The following is an 18,343-nucleotide window of genomic DNA, read 5'->3' as shown; positions in this document are numbered from 1 at the left end:
TCCCCATTAAGACTGCAATGCATCGCTCAGGCGGTCTAGACGACCACGAGCTGAGTTATCGATGACTAGGTCTCCGGCTCGAATAATAACTCCACTAAGTAGAGTCTCATCTATACTGCAATTCAGCTGAACTTTGCGCTCTAGGCGCTGTTCCAATTTGCTGCTGATATCTGCCAGTTGTTCTTTAGAAAGTTCTACTGCTGAAGTTACTTCAACGTCGATCTCTTTCTCGTGCTCTTTTTTCAGAGCGAAGAACTCGTGACATACATCTGGAAGAGCCTTAAGTCGGCCATTCTCTGCCATCACTTTGATAAAGTTTTGGCCATGTGCATCAAATTGTTCGCCGCAGATTACAATGAAAATTTCAGCTAGCTTGCTGGCAGTTGTTGAACTGTTCAGTAGGCTAACAATATCATCGTTTTGTGCGACCTCGGCTGCGAAAGTAAGCATTTGACCCCATTGGTCTAGCTCGCCCTTCTCAACCGCAAAGTCAAAGGCTGCTTTAGCATAGGGGCGTGCGATTGTAGTCAAATCAGACATATTCAGCCCCTTGCATTAAAGTTTTGCAGTAATGTTGTCAAGAACATCTTTGTGTACTTCTTGGTCGATAGTACGTTCAAGGATTTTCTCAGCACCAGCAATTGCCAGAGTTGCGACTTGTTTGCGCAGGTCATCACGTGCACGTTTACGTTCAGCTTCAAGTTCAGCTTCTGCTTGAGCAAGAATCTTCTGGCGTTCTGCCTGAGCTTCTTCACGAGCTTCATCTAGAATTTGTGCTTTACGCTTATTTGCCTGATCAATAACCTCAGTTGCAGTGCGCTTCGCTTCTTTCAGTTGTTCAGAAGCGTTGGCTTGTGCCAGGTTCAAATCTTTAGCAGCACGTTCAGCTGCTTGTAGACCGTCAGCAATTTTCTTCTGACGCTCTTCAATTGCTTGCATGATTGGTGGCCATACATATTTCATGCAGAACCAAACAAACATAGAAAAAGCAATCGCTTGACCTAGCAGAGTTGCGTTCATATTCACAACAGCTACCCCTCTATTCGGACTTAGTGTTAATCAATGACAAACCTGAGTTTGTCTGAAGTTAAAAGTGATTAACCTAGTTGACCAACGAATGGGTTTGCGAAAGTGAATAGAAGTGCGATTACGATACCGATCATTGGAACCGCATCCAGTAGACCTGCGATGATGAACATCTTAACTTGAAGCATAGGAGCCATTTCAGGTTGACGTGCAGCACCTTCTAGGAATTTACCACCAAGAATTGCAAAACCAATTGCAGTACCTACGGCACAAAGACCAACAATAATAGCAACAGCAATTGCTGAAAAACTTAGTACAGTTTCCATTTACGTTCTCCGATTAACATTAATAGTTAGAATAAAGCTTAAAAATTTTTTTTAGTGATCACTATCTTCGTGGGCCATTGATAGGTAAACAATTGTCAACATCATGAAAACAAATGCTTGAATCAAAATAACCAAGATGTGGAAGATAGCCCAAGGTAGAGCACCTACCCATTGTAAGTACCACGGTAGCATCGCTGCGATAAGAATGAATACAACCTCACCCGCAAACATGTTACCAAACAAACGCATACCTAGAGATAGTGGCTTCGCTAGTAACGAAATTACCTCAAGTACCAAGTTGAATGGAATCATAATTGGGTGATTGAATGGGTGTAATGCCAATTCTTTAGCAAACCCGCCAAGCCCTTTCACTTTGATGCTGTAGTAGATCATCAGAGCGAAAACGCCCAAAGCCATTGCCATGGTGATGTTAACATCAGCTGTAGGAACCACTTTCAGGTAAGGGATACCTAGCCAATGCTCTGCAGGATATGGTAAGAAATCAATAGGCACTAGGTCCATCAAGTTCATTAAGATAATCCAGCAGAATATAGTCAGTGCTAGTGGAGCGATCAGCGGGTTGCGACCATGGAAAGTTTCTTTAACGTTGTCACCAACGAATTCCACTACCATTTCGACAAAACACTGAAGCTTACCAGGTACACCTGCTGTTGCTTGCTTTGCTACTGAGCGAAATACCCAAAGGAATAACGCACCAGTTAGTACAGAGAAGAACAGACTGTCTATATGTACGTTCCAGAAACTTGTCTCCTCTACAAAACCTAGCTTGGCTAAAGACAGGTTCTGTAAGTGGTGTTCAATGTATCCGGATGCTGTTGCCGCAGCCATAACTCGTCCTATTTCTTATTGTTAATGAAAAGCACTGGCGCAAAGATATTAATACCGAGAGCCAGTAAATAGGTCAGTTTGAGGGGAATTAATTCCACCTGCATATACATGTAGACAATAGAGAATAGTAAAACTGTGATTAAGATTTTTAATGCTTCGCCTGCATAGAACGACGCTGCAACCAGTTTCGTTGCACGCGCCCCACAAAAAAGAAAAGCACACACACAAAACACCACATTGGCAATGACAAAAATACCGCCACCCACCAGTGAAGCAAAACCCCAATCAGGATTAACAGCTAAACCTAACCCCACCGCCACTAATATAACCGCGCTAAGCTCGATCAATAACATTTGCTTTGCAAGCACTCGTCCTGGTCTTGCTAACGCCGCTACCATGTATTCGTTCCTCTTTTAAGCCCACTTACCACCGCTTAAAAGCGTGCTGAGAAATTGGCGAAAATTATACGTTCAGCCAAACTGATTGCAATAAAAACGCAGCAATCATTTACATTTTTGTATACAAACCGACAACTTTCGTACGAAAATTATTGTTTATTACATTATTGACCTAAGTCAATTATCTCATTTAGTCCTCTAGCTTGGCAATAAGTTGCTCTAATTTGTGAGGCTCATCAAGTGTAATCGTCACTTTTGACTTTCCTGTACCAGTTCGGACAATTGTAACGTTTGCTTGCAATTTTTCCGTCAGTCTTCGTGAAAGTTCGATGGCTTCTTGGTCTTGCGGCTGAGTTTCCGCTTCAACCTCTGGTTTTAGGCACTTTTTGACAAGTTGTTCGGTCTGGCGAACCGTCAATTGCTTGCGTGCAGCGGTGTTCGCTGCCTCGACTTGTTGCTCGCCTTCGAGCGCCAACAATGCGCGAGCATGACCCATTTCAAGCTGCTTAGTCACCACCAACTCTTTCACTGGTGCTGCTAGCTGATTGAGACGTAGAAGGTTACTCACTGTAGTGCGTGATTTACCAATCACTTCAGCGACCTTCTGATGCGTTAGTTCAAACTCGTTCTGTAGACGCTCTAGCGCTTGCGCCTCTTCGATGACATTCAAGTCTTCACGCTGAATGTTCTCAATCAGAGCCATCGCAATTGCCGCGCGATCTTCAACCTTTTTCACCAAACATGGCACCTGCTTTAGGCCTGCTTGGCGAGCTGCACGCCAACGACGCTCACCGGCAATGATCTCATAGTGATCTTGCGATAGTGGACGAACAACGATCGGCTGGATGATGCCTTGAGATTGAATCGACGCCGCTAACTCTTCAAGCGCGTCTGGCGCCATGTCTTTACGTGGCTGATAGACACCTGGCTTCAAGCTGCCAATCGCAAGTTCGGTTAACTCACCATCGGCAGAGAGAGCCTGACTATGAGAAGCGACTTGCTGTTTTTCACGAGCCATTGAGCTAGTTGCAAGTAATGCATCTAGCCCTTTTCCTAAACCACGTTTAGACATTGAGCGAATTCCTTTGGTTTGATTTAAACTGGGACTTCTTCACGACGTAACATCTCACCAGCAAGTGCCAAGTAGGCTTTTGCACCGGCGGAATATTTGTCGTAGTACATCGCTGGTTTGCCATGGCTTGGAGCCTCAGCAAGACGTACATTTCTAGGGATCACAGTTCGGTAGACCTTGCTACCAAAATGCTTCTTGAGTTGATCAGATACTTCATTCGACAAGCGGTTGCGAGGATCATACATAGTACGAAGTAAGCCTTCGATCTTCAGATTCTCATTCACAACAGCTGCCAGTTTACTGATGGTATCCATCAAGGCAGTTAAACCCTCTAACGCAAAGTATTCACACTGCATCGGAACCAAAACAGAGTCCGCCGCAGCCATCGCATTAATTGTAAGAAGGTTTAGAGAAGGGGGGCAATCAATAAAGATGAAATCATAGTTATCGCGAACTGACGCGAGGGCATTCTTAAGCCTCACTTCACGCGCAAACACTTCCATCAACTTGATTTCAGCCGCGGTAACATCACCGTTGGCTGCGATGAGATCGTAGTTTCCCGACGTACTGCGGCAAACTACCTCATCAAAAGGTGTGTCTTCAACCAGTAAATCGTAAGCAGTTGCTTCAACCTGATACTTATCAACACCGCTTGCCATAGTGGCATTACCCTGTGGATCGAGATCGACAACCAAAACTTTGCGCTTTGTGGCGGCCATAGAGGCTGCCAAATTAATGCAAGTTGTTGTTTTTCCTACACCACCTTTCTGGTTGGCAATTGCTACAATTCTACCCACTATGGCCTCGCTGATTATCCCTGACGCGATAACGTTACTAGATGACGCTCTCCATCAAGCTCTGGAACTTGCAAAGCTTTGATGTCAGTTACTGAACACCAGTCCGGTAACTGGTCCATTTCGTCTCTAGGATGTTGTCCTTTAAGAGCCAAAAATACACCGGATTGCTCTTTAGGTAAATGATGACACCACTCAACCATGTCTGTCATTGATGCAAACGCACGACTGAGCACAGCGTCAAACTTTTCTTCTGGCTGGAACTCTTCAACGCGACTTTGAACAGGTGTCACGTTGTCGATACCCAGCTCATGTACGACTTGCTTGATAAAACGAATACGCTTTCCAAGGCTATCCAACAAGAAAAACTCACAATCAGGATTCATAATTGAGAGCGGGATACCAGGAAGGCCTGGACCCGTACCGACATCAATAAAACGCTTACCCTGTAAGTGAGTGCTGACAATGATGCTATCTAAGATATGTTTCACCATCATGTCCATCGGGTCGCGAACCGAAGTTAGGTTATACGCCTTGTTCCATTTATTGAGCAGTTCAACGTAACCAACCAGTTGGCCACGTTGTTTATCTGATACTTCTAGGTCGGTCTGGCTGATCAGGAGATCCAGTTTTTCGCGTAGTGCGCTCATTATGCTTCCTCACCTTTCTTCAGTAGGCCATGTTTCTTTAAGTAAACCAACAGGATAGAAATCGCTGCTGGCGTAATACCAGAAATTCGAGAAGCGATGCCGATCGATTCTGGTTTCGCCGTTGAAAGCTTAAGCACCACTTCGTTTGATAGGCCTTTCACTTGGCTGTAATCGAGATCAACAGGCAGTTTGGTGTTTTCGTGACGCAGCGACTTTTCGATCTCATCTTGCTGACGCTGAATGTAACCCTCGTATTTCACTTGGATTTCAACCTGTTCTGCAGCTTGTTGATCGTCTAAAGCTGGAGCAAAACGATCCAGAGCCGTCAGTTGTGAATAAGTCATTTCTGGACGACGCAGAAGATCCTCACCGCTCGCTTCACGCGACATTGGCGTTTTTAGGATCTGGTTAAGTGCATCGATGTCTTCAGATTTCGGGTTAATCCAAGTCTCTTTCAGGCGCTGACGCTCTTTTTCCATGTTCTCGATTTTCTCGTTGAAACGCGCCCAGCGCGCATCGTCAATCAAACCAAGTTCACGAGATTTCTCCGTCAAACGGATATCGGCGTTGTCTTCACGCAGTAACAGACGGTATTCAGCACGCGAAGTAAACATGCGATACGGTTCTTTAGTACCCATGGTGGATAGGTCGTCAATCAATACGCCCATGTAAGCCTGATCACGACGTGGGCTCCAACCTTCTTTGCCTTGAGTAAACAGACTTGCGTTCAAACCGGCCATTAAGCCTTGCGCTGCTGCTTCTTCGTAACCAGTGGTACCGTTGATTTGGCCCGCAAAGAATAGACCCTTGATAAACTTAGTCTCGTAGGTCTGTTTTAAATCACGTGGATCAAAGAAATCGTACTCAATTGCGTAGCCTGGACGCACGATATGTGCATTCTCGAAGCCTTTCATTGAGCGAACAATCTGCACCTGAACATCGAATGGCAAGCTGGTCGAGATACCATTTGGGTATAGCTCGTGCGTGGTTAGGCCTTCTGGCTCGATGAAAATCTGGTGGCTGTTCTTATCTGCAAAACGCATCACCTTATCTTCGATAGAAGGACAGTAACGTGGACCGATACCCTCAATCACGCCCGCATACATTGGGCTGCGGTCTAGGTTGTTGCGAATCACTTCATGAGTAGATTCATTAGTGTGCGTGATATAACACGGGATTTGGCGTGGCTGCTGCGCACGGTTACCCATGAATGAGAAAACAGGTGTTGGGTTGTCACCGTGCTGAACCTCAAGTTCAGAGAAATCGACGCTGCGAGCATCAATACGCGGTGGAGTACCCGTTTTAAGGCGATCAACACGGAAAGGAAGATCACGCAGACGCTGAGCCAATGTGATCGATGGCGGATCACCCGCGCGACCACCTGATGAGCTTTCCATACCTATGTGGATCTTACCGCCTAGGAATGTACCAACCGTTAATACCACAGCCTTAGCATTGAATTTTAGTCCCATTTGCGTCACAACACCGACGACTTGATCCTGTTCTACGATCAAATCATCCACTGACTGTTGGAACAGAGTCAGGTTTGGTGTGTTTTCTAAGGTGCTGCGAACGTACGCTTTGTACAGGGCACGGTCAGCTTGAGCGCGCGTAGCACGAACCGCAGGTCCCTTAGAGGCGTTAAGAGTACGGAATTGAATACCTGCATGATCAATGGCTTGAGCCATCAATCCACCCATTGCATCGACTTCTTTTACTAAGTGTCCCTTACCAATACCACCAATCGCTGGGTTACAAGACATTTGTCCCAGGGTGTCGATATTGTGAGTAAGGAGTAACGTACTTTGACCAGTACGCGCAGATGCGAGTGCGGCTTCCGTTCCTGCATGGCCGCCACCGACTACGATGACGTCAAATTTTTCGTGATAAAGCATGAACCGACCTCAGGTATTCAAACGATTTCTAGACAGATAAAAAGGAGCGATATTCTACCTGTTTTCATAGCGTGAGAAAACGTTTTTGGAATTTTTCAGGAACGCTATTTTTAATTAATATAGATAAGATCTTTAAAGAGATCTTTTATTGGATCTATTATTAGGATCGAGAGGTTCTGTGGATAACTCAAAAATGATCAACAAGATCATGGATCTTTTTTGGATCAAATGGTGTGATCTAATTTTGATCAGGATGAGGATTAGCTGGGATCAAAAAGGCCACTTATGCACACCCCAAAAAGTGATCTTAAGTTGTTATTTGGATAACTATAGGTTAATCACTGTATTTCTATGATCTTATCCACAAGGAAAATGGCAATAAATAAGAAAAAAGTGCCATTTCATTGGTAAAAGTTATTCACAGCTGGTGGTTTTGGGTACAAAAAAAGCGGCGAAAGCCGCTTTCTTATCGATTATAGAGCTCTAAAACTGCTCACTATGATTGTTAAACCACTCTTCTGCAGCGTCTTCGGGTACCGGAGTCTCCAATACATCGATGGTAAAACAGTCAGAAATCGCTTGTGCGCCAAGATTTGTTAATAACTCATGGGCGGCTTGGCCTGCGGCGCAGAAGGTATCGTAGCTTGAGTCACCAATCGCAATCACAGCAAAACGAACCTTATCGAGTTGAGGTGCTTGCTCGGTCAGATCGGCAATGAATGGCTTGATATTGTCTGGGAATTCACCTGCACCATGGGTTGATGTAACGATCAACCAAGTATCTTGCTGCGGGATCGATGCATACTCAGGTTGATTGTGGAGTGTGATCGCCTGATCTTGTTCTTCGAGCAGATCATTTAGGTGATCACCAACGTATTCAGCCCCACCGAGTGTGCTGCCCGTAATAATGTGGATCATGGATATTTCCTTATAAAAAGGGCGAGCTATGCTCACCCTATTTTTTTATTTACCAATACAGAAAGAAGAGAAGATGCGACCGAGTAGGTCATCTGAGCTGAACTCACCGGTAATCTCGTTAAGGTGCTGTTGAGCAATACGCAGCTCTTCTGCCAAAATTTCACCTGCCATATAGCCTTCAAGCTGTTGCTGGCCAATATCCAGGTGCTCTGATGCGCGTTCCAGTGCATCAAGGTGGCGTCGGCGTGCCATGAAGCCGCCCTCATGGCCACCAGCAAAGCCCATGCATTCTTTTAGATGATTACGAAGAGAATCAATGCCTTGGCCTGTTTTCGCCGATAGACGAATGAGCGTAGGGTCATTCACATGACAGATCCCCAGCTCTTCACCCGTTTGATCGGCTTTATTACGGATCACTGTCATACCGATGTTAGCTGGTAGGCGATCAACAAAATCAGGCCAGATATCTTTCGGGTCGGTCGCGTCTGTGGTTGTGCCATCCACCATAAATAGCACTCGGTCTGCTTGTTCAATCTCTTCCCAAGCACGCTCAATACCGATTTTCTCGACTTCATCAGATGCGTCACGCAGGCCTGCAGTATCGATGATATGCAGTGGCATGCCATCAATGTGGATATGTTCACGCAGTACGTCACGTGTGGTACCAGCAATATCAGTTACGATAGCGGACTCTTTACCAGATAGTGCGTTGAGTAGGCTCGATTTACCCGCATTAGGACGACCAGCAATCACCACCTTCATGCCTTCACGCATGATGGCACCTTGGTTAGCCTCTTGGCGAACCGCTTCCAAGTTGTCGATGATAGCCTGTAAGTCAGCACTTACTTTACCGTCGGCTAGGAAGTCGATCTCTTCTTCTGGGAAGTCGATTGCCGCCTCAACATAGATACGTAAGTGGATCAGTGACTCCACCAGCGTGTTGATGCGCTTTGAGAATTCACCCTGCAGTGACTGGAGCGCCGATTTTGCCGCTTCTTCAGAGCTTGCATCAATCAGGTCAGCAATCGCTTCTGCTTGGGTTAAATCCATTTTGTCATTGAGGAATGCGCGCTCTGAGAACTCGCCCGGACGTGCAGCACGTACACCTGAGATGGTTAGGATGCGTTTAATCAACATGTCCATAACCACAGGGCCACCGTGACCTTGAAGCTCAAGAACATCTTCACCTGTGAAGGAGTGCGGGTTAGGGAAGTAAAGGGCAATACCTTGGTCTAACTCAATACCATCATGAGATTTGAATGGCAGGTACTCAGCGTAGCGAGGTTTTAAAACCTTACCAGTGACCTCTAGAGCAACCTGAGCTGCCTGTGGGCCTGAAACGCGGATAATACCGACACCACCACGCCCGGGCGCGGTCGCTTGAGCAACAATCGTATCTGTAGTCATAGTTGTGCCTGCTAGCAAGTGAACGCCGACAGGGCGCTCACGATTAATTAATTAGCTGAATTGTAATCAGCCCAAAACAAAAAGGCGACCTTTTGGCCGCCTTTCTTTTAACTCTTAGTCTTACCGACTGCGTAACGCTTACTTAGAGTGTAAGCCTTTCTTCTCCAGCTGCTTGTAGATAAGCGTTTGCTGAATCAGAGTTACGATGTTCGATACTAGCCAGTAAAGAACCAGACCAGATGGGAAGAACAGGAAGAAGAATGTGAACATAACCGGCATGAAGGTCATGATCTTCTGCTGCATTGGATCCGTTACTGTTGTCGGGCTCATCTTCTGAATTAGGAACATTGAAGCACCCATTAGAAGTGGCAAGATGTAGTAAGGGTCTTGTGCTGAAAGGTCAGTAATCCAACCGAAGAACGGTGAGTGACGCAGTTCAACAGACTCCATTAGTGCCCAGTATAGAGAAATGAAGATAGGCATTTGTAGAAGAATAGGTAAACAGCCACCTAGTGGGTTTACTTTCTCTTTCTTGTAAAGCTCCATCATTTCTTGGCTCATGCGTTGACGGTCATCGCCAATACGCTCACGCATTGCAGTCAGCTTAGGCTGAAGCATACGCATTTTAGCCATAGACGTGTACTGAGCTTTCGTTAGTGGGTACATAGCACCACGAACGATGAATGTTAGGATGATGATCGCTACACCCCAGTTCGATACAAAGCCTTGGATGAACGAAAGCAGAGTATGAAGTGGTTTAGCAATAAACCATAGCCAGCCGTAGTCCACTACTAGGTCTAGGTTCGGAGCAACTTCAGCCATTTGGTCTTGAAGTTTTGGACCAACCCATAGTGTTGCTGTGAAGTTTGCTTGGTCGCCATTTGCAATCGTCTTGTTTGGCATGCGAACACCGATGTCGCCAAGGTTGCCAATTACACGAGTGTAAAGGTTGCTGCCTGCTTCGTCGCGTGGGATCCATGCACTCGCAAAGTAGTGTTGGATCATCGCTGCCCAACCTTGACCGTTTGCTAGGTTAAGAGACAGGTTGCGATCTTGCATGTCGTCGAAGCTGTATTTTTTGTAACGCGTATCTTCCGTAGAGTAAGCACCACCACGGTAAGTTGGCATTGTTAGGCTACCGCCGTCATCCATTACGTTTTGACGTAGGTGAGCGTACATACCAAATGTTGCGTTGTTGCCTGAGTTGTTCACGACATCGTATTCAACATCAATCGCGTAGCTGCCGCGCTTAAGGATGAATGTTTTCGTGTAATCAAGGCCATTCGCTTGGTAGGTCATTGGGATGCGTAGTTCATCTTGACCATCCGCCAGTGTGAAGCTGTCAGCTGAAACTGTGTAGCTTGGACGGTTCGTGCTGCTTAGGTCGATACCTTGTGGGCCAACAAGACCACTTTGAGCGATGAATTGGTGACCAGGTTCGTTCTTAAGTAGAACAAAGCTGTCTTCTGAATCGTATTCAGCAGAGTAGTCGTTAAGGCTTGCCGATACCACGTCGCCACCAACCGTATCAATTGACAGAGTCAGTACATCAGTGGTTACTGTGATAGCTTTTGCTGAAGCAACTTGACCCGGAGCTGGATCTAGGTCGTCTGCATAAGATGGCGCTGGTAGAGTGCTGCCAGATTGTGCCTGCTCAACCGCTTGTGGTGCTGGGTTCTTCGCTACGTTCCACTGTTGGAAAAGTAAGAAAGATACCAGAGCCAGTGCGATTAACAGGATATTACGTTGAGAATCCATCGTTATTTATCTCTGTCTTGTTTTTGGACTGGTGGAACGGGGTCATAGCCCCCTTCGTTCAAAGGATGGCATTTTAATAGACGTTTGCCTGATAACCAACACCCTTTTACAAAACCGTGAGCTTTCAACGCTTCTATCGCATATAAAGAGCAGGTTGGAGTAAATCGGCAGCGAGGGCCAATGAGTGGACTAATGAACCATCTATAAAAATAGATAGGTATTAGCGCTAACCACGCGAAGGGCGAGACAGGCGAAGCCATAATTTGTCTAATAATTTGAACATTTCTTCATTGCTCAAATCTTGCGCGCTCTTTTTAGCAATAACAACAAAATCTTTGTTAGGAAGTTTGTGTTGATTGTTACGAAAGCTTTCACGGCATAGGCGCTTAAATTTATTGCGACCAACGGCGGTTTTAATCTGCTTTTTCGGAACGGCTAATCCAAGACGAGGATTTGAAAGAGAGTTTTTACGAGCAATGATGGTGAAATGAGGGGAGCCAGCTCGATGAGCTTGCTTGAAGACATTTTGATAATGTTCGGGAGTTAACAAGCGTAACTCCCGACCGAAGGCTAGCTTTTTCAAAATAATCAAAGATTACTTAGAAAGACGCTTACGGCCTTTTGCACGACGTGCATTGATTGTTGCGCGACCGTTCTTAGTAGCCATGCGAGCACGGAAACCGTGAGTACGCTTACGCTTTAGAACTGTAGGTTGAAAAGTGCGTTTCATTGTAATTACCTTACTGATCAGTAGTTTTAGGTTTTTGTTAAACCCGGCGTGGGCATTGTTTCCCTCTTTATATAAAGAAAGGAGAACCGACGCCTCTCAACAAAGAGGCGGAATTGTAATCACTGTCACAAAAAGTGTCAATGATTGGGTTAACTAAAATTCCGGTCGGGGGATTATACGTAGAATCTCTAAAATCTCAAGGATCCTTACTCGATCCCAACCTTATTTAGGAATTTTTTTAATTTAGGATCTTGTGGATTACCAAAAATATCCTGTGGAGATCCTTGCTCGACAATGTGGCCGTCAGCCATGAAGATCACTCGATCCGCGACTTCTCTCGCGAACTGCATTTCATGGGTAACCACCAGCATGGTTTGATGCTGATTTGCCAGTTTTTTCATTAGGTTAAGTACTTCACCGACCCATTCAGGATCGAGTGCAGAAGTCGGTTCATCGAACAGAAGTAGCTCTGGTTGAAGGGCCATGGCTCGGCCAATACCCACACGCTGTTGTTGGCCGCCTGAGAGCGCCGCAGGGTAGCTATCAGCTTTGTCGCCTAGACCAATATCATCAAGTATTTGTTGTGCTTTTTCATAGGCTTGCTGCTTCTTCCAACCTCGTACCGTGATCAAACCTTCAGCGATGTTTTGCTTGGCAGTTTGATGCGCAAATAGAGCGTAGTTTTGGAAGACAAAGCCGGTCTTGCGACGCAGCGCTAACACCTCTGCTTTGGTGTGATTTTCAACGTCCACCTTGATGTCATCAATCGCAATCGAGCCCTGATCGGCGTGCTCTAGAAAGTTCACGCAACGTAATAGGGTTGACTTGCCAGTACCACTCGAACCGATGATGACGATAATCTCACCTTGTTGGATTTCAAGGTCGATACCTTTAAGGACTTCCGTCTCTCCAAACTGCTTGTGGATATTTTCTAATTTGATCATCGTGCATACGCCTTATTCAGTTTCGCTTCGGCCCATAGTTGGATGCGAGTTAAAATTACCACTACGCCCCAGTAGATAAGTGCCACGGCTAAGAACGCTTCGAAGAAGCGGAAGCTTGAAGAGGCCTCCATTTGCGCTTTTGCCATAATTTCAGCCACACCAAGGGTGAAGGCAAGCGAGGTCGACTTAATCATATCAATGAAGTAGTTCATCAGTGACGGTAGAGCGACACGTGTCGCCTGTGGCAGGATCACGCGGCGCATCGCCTGACTGGTCGTCATACCTACCGAAAGGCTCGCCTCCATTTGGCTGCGGTCGATACCAATAATCGCGGCACGAATACTCTCTGCCATGTAGGCGGCGAAGTGCAATGTTAAACCAATAACAGCGGCACTGAAGGCATCTAAGCCAACCATCCATGGGAACACTTGCGGTAAGCCGTAGTAAAGCAAGAATAGCTGTACCAGCAGTGGGGTACCACGGAAGAAGCTAATATAGAGTTGGCTGAGTTGATCCAGTACTGGGATTTTGAATACACGAATGTTTGCTAGTATCACAGACAGGATCAGGGCAAAGAATAGGCCCCATATTGCCATCTCCATGGTTGTGCCTAGATACTTAAACAGTATCGGTAGCAACTCCAGCATGTAATTAAAGTCAAATCCCATAATCTATCTCGTTTGGTTATGTCAGGCGTTGGGTAATGTGTTGTGGTTATTAGTGACTAGAAAAAGAAAAACCCACTGCAGAGAAAAGCAGTGGGTTATGGCTGTTTAGAGTGAGTAATTACTTCTTAGTAATGTCCGCACCAAACCACTTCTCAGAGATTTTCTCTAGCGTACCGTCAGCACGCATAGCTGCAAGTGCTTCGTTTACTTCTGCTTGAAGCTTCTTACCGTTTTCGTTATCAACAAATGGCCATGCGTTTTCGATAGTTTCGAAAGGTTGACCTGCTAGTTGCAACGGTAGACCTGTTTTCTTGATTAGCTCAAGAGCTGATAGGCGGTCCATAACAAAAGCATCTGCGCGACCTAGTGCTACATCGTGCTCAATACCTGTGTCGTAAGTTTTTACATTGATTTTGCCGTCTTTGTCGTAGTTACGTAGCAGCTGTTCAAAGTTTGAGCCTAGGTTAACCGCAACGGTTTTACCATCTAGGTCTTCAATGCCTTTAATGCTGTCGTTACCTTTACGTACAGTAATCTGTGCGCCATCAACCACGTACGGGTCAGCAAATAGGTATTTTGCCTTACGTGCGTCTGTCATTGTGATTTGGTTTGAGATCGTATCGATACGACCTGTTTCAAGAAGACCGAATAGACCAGAGAAGTTCGCTGTTACGTACTCCACTTTGTAGTCATTACGTTTACCAATTTCATCCCACAGATCCACTTCAAAGCCTTGTAGCTTATCTTGCTTCACAAACGTGAACGGGAAATAACGGCCAGACATGCCTACTTTTACTTCAGTGGCAGCTTGAACAGTAGCAGCAGATAGTGCGATAGCCGCAATTGCAGCTTTAACCCAGTTTTTCATTTGGTAACTCCTTATCATTATGGGGTGAGATGTTACTGGGAAAACAGTCAATAGAATAAATAACCAGATGTTATTAACCATAACCAGATTGAATTCTAATTTTGGGGATAACTAGACAGGATCCGGGCATAAGTGGATCATTATGTGAGTAAATTTGGGGCAATTTGTGTGGATCCAGACATTTTGGCTAAAATTATTGTGAATAACTTGGATCTTATTCACTGGATCCGCGATCAATTGCTGGCGATCTGATTTATCAACAGGTAAAATTGCCCGTCATTTCAAATAACTTAAATAGAGTGGGGGCACCGTGTCATCTTCGCTTTGGTTGCAATGTTTGCAACAGCTTCAAGAAGAGCTACCAGCTACAGAATTCAGTATGTGGGTTCGTCCGTTACAAGCGGAGCTCAATGACAATACTCTTACTCTATTTGCACCGAACCGCTTCGTGTTGGATTGGGTGCGTGATAAGTACCTAAATAGCATTAACCGTCTACTGCAAGAGTATTGCGGTAACGATATCCCACATCTTCATTTTGAAGTGGGAAGTAAACCGGTATCGGCGCCTAAGCCTGCAGCCCCTAAGCCAGCGCGCACAGCCGCTGATGTTGCAGCTGAATCTTCGGCTCCGGCACAACTTCAAGCTCGTAAACCTGTTCACAAGACATGGGATGATGAAGAGCCTGCAGCAGAGGTCGACCTTAACCACCGTTCAAACGTGAACCCTAAACACAAGTTCAACAACTTCGTTGAGGGTAAGTCGAACCAACTTGGCTTAGCAGCAGCACGCCAAGTTGCGGATAACCCAGGCGCAGCTTACAACCCACTATTTCTATATGGCGGTACCGGCCTAGGTAAAACTCACCTATTGCACGCGGTAGGTAATGCGATTGTTGATGGTAAGCCGAACGCTAAAGTGGTGTACATGCACTCTGAGCGTTTTGTTCAGGATATGGTAAAGGCGCTACAAAACAACGCGATTGAAGAATTCAAACGCTACTACCGTAGTGTTGATGCACTGCTTATCGATGACATCCAATTCTTTGCCAATAAAGAGCGTTCTCAAGAAGAGTTCTTCCATACTTTTAATGCGCTACTGGAAGGCAATCAACAGATCATTCTAACTTCTGACCGTTATCCAAAAGAGATCAACGGGGTAGAGGATCGTCTTAAATCTCGTTTCGGTTGGGGCCTAACGGTTGCGATCGAGCCACCTGAACTAGAGACTCGCGTTGCGATCTTGATGAAGAAAGCGGAAGACCACCAGATTCACTTGGCTGATGAAGTGGCATTCTTTATCGCTAAGCGACTGCGCTCAAACGTCCGTGAGCTTGAAGGTGCATTGAACCGTGTCATTGCTAACGCAAACTTCACAGGCCGTCCAATCACCATCGATTTTGTACGTGAAGCGCTGCGTGACCTACTGGCACTGCAAGAGAAGCTGGTTACTATCGATAATATTCAGAAGACAGTGGCGGAGTACTACAAGATTAAAGTAGCGGACTTACTGTCTAAGCGTCGTTCTCGCTCGGTTGCGCGCCCACGTCAATTGGCGATGGCACTGGCGAAAGAGCTAACCAACCACAGCTTACCTGAGATTGGTGATGCATTTGGTGGTCGTGACCACACCACGGTTCTGCACGCGTGTCGTAAAATTGCTCAGCTTCGTGAAGAGAGCCACGACATTAAAGAAGACTATTCTAACCTGATCCGTACCCTTTCTTCTTAATACACAGTATTCTTAACCAGAGATAACAGAATATCGGCCGCTCGTTGGATAACGGGCCGCCCTTGATACCTTAAGAGCAAGCTATGAAATTTACCATTGAACGCAGTCACCTGATTAAGCCGTTACAACAAGTCTCTGGCGCACTGGGTGGTCGACCAACCCTGCCAATCCTAGGTAACCTACTGATCAAGGTTGAAGATAACGTATTATCAATGACCGCCACCGATCTAGAAGTGGAGTTGGTGAGTCGCGTTACATTAGAAGGTGAGTTTGAAGCGGGCAGCATCACGGTTCCTTCTCGTAAGTTCCTTGATATCTGTCGCGGTTTACCAGATAGCTCAGTGATCACAGTGGTTCTCGATGGCGACCGTGTTCAAGTACGCTCTGGCCGCAGCCGTTTCTCTTTAGCAACACTACCGGCGGCTGATTTCCCAAATATTGAAGACTGGAGCAGCGAAGTTGAAGTGTCTGTGACACAAGCAGAACTCCGTGGTCTGATTGAGAAGACACAATTCTCAATGGCGAACCAAGATGTTCGTTACTACCTCAACGGTATGTTGTTTGAGATTGAAGGCTCAACGCTACGTAGCGTTGCGACCGATGGTCACCGTATGGCGGTATCTCAAGCTCAGCTTGGTGCTGATTTCGCACAGAAGCAGATCATCGTGCCTCGTAAGGGTGTTCAAGAGCTCGTTAAGCTATTAGATGCACCAGAGCTGCCGGTAACGCTGCAAATTGGTAGCTCAAACGTTCGTGCTGAGGTGAACAACTATGTCTTCACTTCTAAGCTTGTTGATGGTCGTTTCCCTGATTATCGCCGCGTAATGCCGCAAAATACTACCAAAACGCTAGAAACTAGCTGTGATGAACTGCGCTCTGCTTTCTCTCGTGCTGCAATTCTATCGAATGAAAAATTCCGTGGCGTGCGTGTGAATCTTGCGGATAGCGAAATGCGCATTACGGCGAACAACCCAGAGCAAGAAGAAGCGGAAGAGATGCTAGACGTGAACTACGAAGGTGACGCGCTAGAGATCGGCTTCAACGTAAGCTATGTTCTGGATGTATTGAACACTCTACGCTGTGAACAGGTTCGTGTTTCTATGTCGGATGCCAACGCCAGTGCACTGATTGAGAACGCACAAGATGACAGCGCGATGTACGTTGTTATGCCTATCCGTCTATAGAGATGGTGCCGTCGTTAATGATTAATATGATGACGTTATGCCACTCTCTCGTCTGATCGTTAAGCAGTTTAGAAATATTGAAGCCTGTGACATTCAACCGTCATCAGGCTTTAACTTTCTTATAGGGGCGAACGGCAGCGGTAAAACCAGTGTCCTCGAAGCGATTTATCTGCTCGGACATGGCCGCTCTTTTAAGAGCTCCTTAACTGGTCGCATCATCCAAAATGAGTGTAGTGAGCTGTTTGTTCACGGCCGTTTTTTGACCTCGGATCAATTTGAGCTGCCTATTGGCATTAATAAGCAGCGCGATGGCACAACAGAGGTTAAAATAGGCGGTCAATCTGGACAAAAGCTGGCGCAATTAGCGCAAGTCTTGCCTTTGCAGTTGATTCACCCAGAAGGGTTTGATTTACTGACGGATGGGCCGAAACATCGCCGCGCCTTTATTGACTGGGGCGTGTTTCACAGCGAATCTGGTTTTTACGATGCATGGGGGCGAGTGAAGCGTCTTAATAAGCAACGTAACGCGCTGCTCAAAACAGCCACCCACTATCGCGAGCTCAGCTACTGGGATCAGGAACTGGCGCGATTGGCAGAAAACATCAGTCAGTGGCGAGCAACCTATGTTGAACAGCTTAAACAGGTCGCAGAAGAGATTTGCGCCACCTTCTTGCCAGAGTTTGAGATAAAGATTAACTACTATCGCGGCTGGGACAAAGATACGCCCTATGCCGAGATACTAGAGAAGAATTTTGAAAGGGATCAGCAGCTTGGTTACACCTTTAGTGGGCCAAACAAAGCGGATCTAAAGATAAAAGTGAACGGCACTCCAGTGGAGGATGTCTTGTCACGAGGTCAACTGAAGTTGATGGTGTGCGCGCTGCGCGTGGCTCAAGGCCAACACCTCACCCAGATGACAGGTAAGCAGTGCGTCTACTTAATAGATGACTTCGCTTCCGAATTAGATAGCCAACGCCGAGCACGCCTTGCGGAGTGTTTAAAGGCGACCCAGGCACAAGTTTTTGTAAGCTCTATTACCGCTGATCAGATTGCCGACATGCATGATGAAAATAGCAGGATGTTTCATGTGGAACATGGCAAAATAGAGCAAGGATAATTAGTCAGAG

The 18,343-nt window shown here is 46.1% G+C and carries 21 protein-coding genes; 3 read left to right on the top strand and 18 right to left on the bottom strand.

Annotated features, from left to right (window positions below):
• Positions 1-6: 6 nt before the first annotated feature.
• The 18 genes from atpH to VFDL14_RS22710 form a co-directional block, all read right to left on the bottom strand.
• Positions 7-540, bottom strand: coding sequence for a F0F1 ATP synthase subunit delta (atpH, locus tag VFDL14_RS22630; RefSeq protein WP_032548639.1), 534 nt, complete (start codon positions 538-540; stop codon positions 7-9).
• A 15-nt stretch (positions 541-555) separates the two neighbouring features.
• Positions 556-1,026, bottom strand: a complete 471-nt coding sequence (atpF, locus tag VFDL14_RS22635; RefSeq protein ID WP_032548638.1) for a F0F1 ATP synthase subunit B — start codon at positions 1,024-1,026, stop codon at positions 556-558.
• Positions 1,027-1,097: 71 nt separating this feature from the next.
• Entirely contained in the window at positions 1,098-1,352 is a 255-nt protein-coding gene (gene atpE / locus VFDL14_RS22640) for a F0F1 ATP synthase subunit C (RefSeq protein WP_010319963.1), read from the bottom strand.
• A 51-nt stretch (positions 1,353-1,403) separates the two neighbouring features.
• A complete protein-coding gene (gene atpB / locus VFDL14_RS22645) occupies positions 1,404-2,201 on the bottom strand; it encodes a F0F1 ATP synthase subunit A (RefSeq protein WP_032548636.1) in 798 nt (265 codons plus the stop codon).
• An 8-nt stretch (positions 2,202-2,209) separates the two neighbouring features.
• Positions 2,210-2,599: a F0F1 ATP synthase subunit I gene (locus VFDL14_RS22650; RefSeq protein ID WP_032548635.1), complete on the bottom strand. Its 390-nt coding sequence runs from the start codon at positions 2,597-2,599 to the stop codon at positions 2,210-2,212.
• Between the two features lie 190 nt (positions 2,600-2,789).
• On the bottom strand, positions 2,790-3,671 hold the full coding sequence (locus tag VFDL14_RS22655; protein WP_032548634.1) for a ParB/RepB/Spo0J family partition protein: 882 nt from the start codon (positions 3,669-3,671) through the stop codon (positions 2,790-2,792).
• Between the two features lie 23 nt (positions 3,672-3,694).
• Positions 3,695-4,468, bottom strand: coding sequence for a ParA family protein (locus VFDL14_RS22660; RefSeq protein WP_032548633.1), 774 nt, complete (start codon positions 4,466-4,468; stop codon positions 3,695-3,697).
• Between the two features lie 14 nt (positions 4,469-4,482).
• On the bottom strand, positions 4,483-5,115 hold the full coding sequence (rsmG, locus tag VFDL14_RS22665) for a 16S rRNA (guanine(527)-N(7))-methyltransferase RsmG (protein ID WP_032548632.1): 633 nt from the start codon (positions 5,113-5,115) through the stop codon (positions 4,483-4,485).
• On the bottom strand, positions 5,115-7,010 hold the full coding sequence (gene mnmG / locus VFDL14_RS22670; RefSeq protein WP_032548631.1) for a tRNA uridine-5-carboxymethylaminomethyl(34) synthesis enzyme MnmG: 1,896 nt from the start codon (positions 7,008-7,010) through the stop codon (positions 5,115-5,117). The genes rsmG and mnmG overlap by 1 nt, the downstream gene beginning before the upstream one ends.
• Positions 7,011-7,493: 483 nt before the next feature.
• Entirely contained in the window at positions 7,494-7,928 is a 435-nt protein-coding gene (mioC, locus tag VFDL14_RS22675) for an FMN-binding protein MioC (protein ID WP_032548630.1), read from the bottom strand.
• A gap of 45 nt (positions 7,929-7,973) precedes the next feature.
• Positions 7,974-9,335 carry a tRNA uridine-5-carboxymethylaminomethyl(34) synthesis GTPase MnmE gene (gene mnmE / locus VFDL14_RS22680; protein WP_032548629.1) on the bottom strand — a complete coding sequence of 454 codons (1,362 nt, stop codon included), beginning with the start codon at positions 9,333-9,335 and terminating at the stop codon, positions 7,974-7,976.
• Between the two features lie 138 nt (positions 9,336-9,473).
• A complete protein-coding gene (yidC, locus tag VFDL14_RS22685) occupies positions 9,474-11,093 on the bottom strand; it encodes a membrane protein insertase YidC (RefSeq protein ID WP_032548628.1) in 1,620 nt (539 codons plus the stop codon).
• A gap of 2 nt (positions 11,094-11,095) precedes the next feature.
• A complete protein-coding gene (gene yidD, locus VFDL14_RS23745) occupies positions 11,096-11,353 on the bottom strand; it encodes a membrane protein insertion efficiency factor YidD (RefSeq protein ID WP_084181753.1) in 258 nt (85 codons plus the stop codon).
• Entirely contained in the window at positions 11,320-11,643 is a 324-nt protein-coding gene (gene rnpA / locus VFDL14_RS22690; protein ID WP_032548627.1) for a ribonuclease P protein component, read from the bottom strand. The genes yidD and rnpA overlap by 34 nt, the downstream gene beginning before the upstream one ends.
• A 45-nt stretch (positions 11,644-11,688) precedes the next feature.
• On the bottom strand, positions 11,689-11,823 hold the full coding sequence (rpmH, locus tag VFDL14_RS22695; RefSeq protein WP_004735800.1) for a 50S ribosomal protein L34: 135 nt from the start codon (positions 11,821-11,823) through the stop codon (positions 11,689-11,691).
• A 206-nt stretch (positions 11,824-12,029) separates the two neighbouring features.
• Entirely contained in the window at positions 12,030-12,767 is a 738-nt protein-coding gene (locus tag VFDL14_RS22700; protein WP_032548626.1) for an amino acid ABC transporter ATP-binding protein, read from the bottom strand.
• The gene (locus VFDL14_RS22705) at positions 12,764-13,435 is read right to left on the bottom strand and encodes an amino acid ABC transporter permease (protein ID WP_032548625.1); all 672 of its coding nucleotides are present in this window, start codon (positions 13,433-13,435) and stop codon (positions 12,764-12,766) included. The genes VFDL14_RS22700 and VFDL14_RS22705 overlap by 4 nt, the downstream gene beginning before the upstream one ends.
• A 118-nt stretch (positions 13,436-13,553) precedes the next feature.
• Positions 13,554-14,303, bottom strand: a complete 750-nt coding sequence (locus VFDL14_RS22710) for an amino acid ABC transporter substrate-binding protein (protein WP_032548624.1) — start codon at positions 14,301-14,303, stop codon at positions 13,554-13,556.
• 310 nt (positions 14,304-14,613) lie between these two features.
• Between VFDL14_RS22710 and dnaA the strand changes: the two genes are divergently transcribed.
• From dnaA to recF, 3 genes are all read left to right on the top strand, one after another.
• A complete protein-coding gene (gene dnaA / locus VFDL14_RS22715) occupies positions 14,614-16,032 on the top strand; it encodes a chromosomal replication initiator protein DnaA (RefSeq protein ID WP_032548623.1) in 1,419 nt (472 codons plus the stop codon).
• An 83-nt stretch (positions 16,033-16,115) separates the two neighbouring features.
• The gene (dnaN, locus tag VFDL14_RS22720; RefSeq protein ID WP_032548622.1) at positions 16,116-17,216 is read left to right on the top strand and encodes a DNA polymerase III subunit beta; all 1,101 of its coding nucleotides are present in this window, start codon (positions 16,116-16,118) and stop codon (positions 17,214-17,216) included.
• Between the two features lie 37 nt (positions 17,217-17,253).
• Positions 17,254-18,333, top strand: coding sequence for a DNA replication/repair protein RecF (recF, locus tag VFDL14_RS22725; RefSeq protein WP_032548620.1), 1,080 nt, complete (start codon positions 17,254-17,256; stop codon positions 18,331-18,333).
• Positions 18,334-18,343: the final 10 nt, after the last annotated feature.

Source organism: Vibrio fortis (assembly GCF_000695685.1).
GTDB lineage: Bacteria > Pseudomonadota > Gammaproteobacteria > Enterobacterales > Vibrionaceae > Vibrio > Vibrio fortis_A.
The sequence above is the reverse complement of the archived record's forward strand: the minus strand, read 5'-3'. Positions and strand labels throughout refer to the sequence as shown.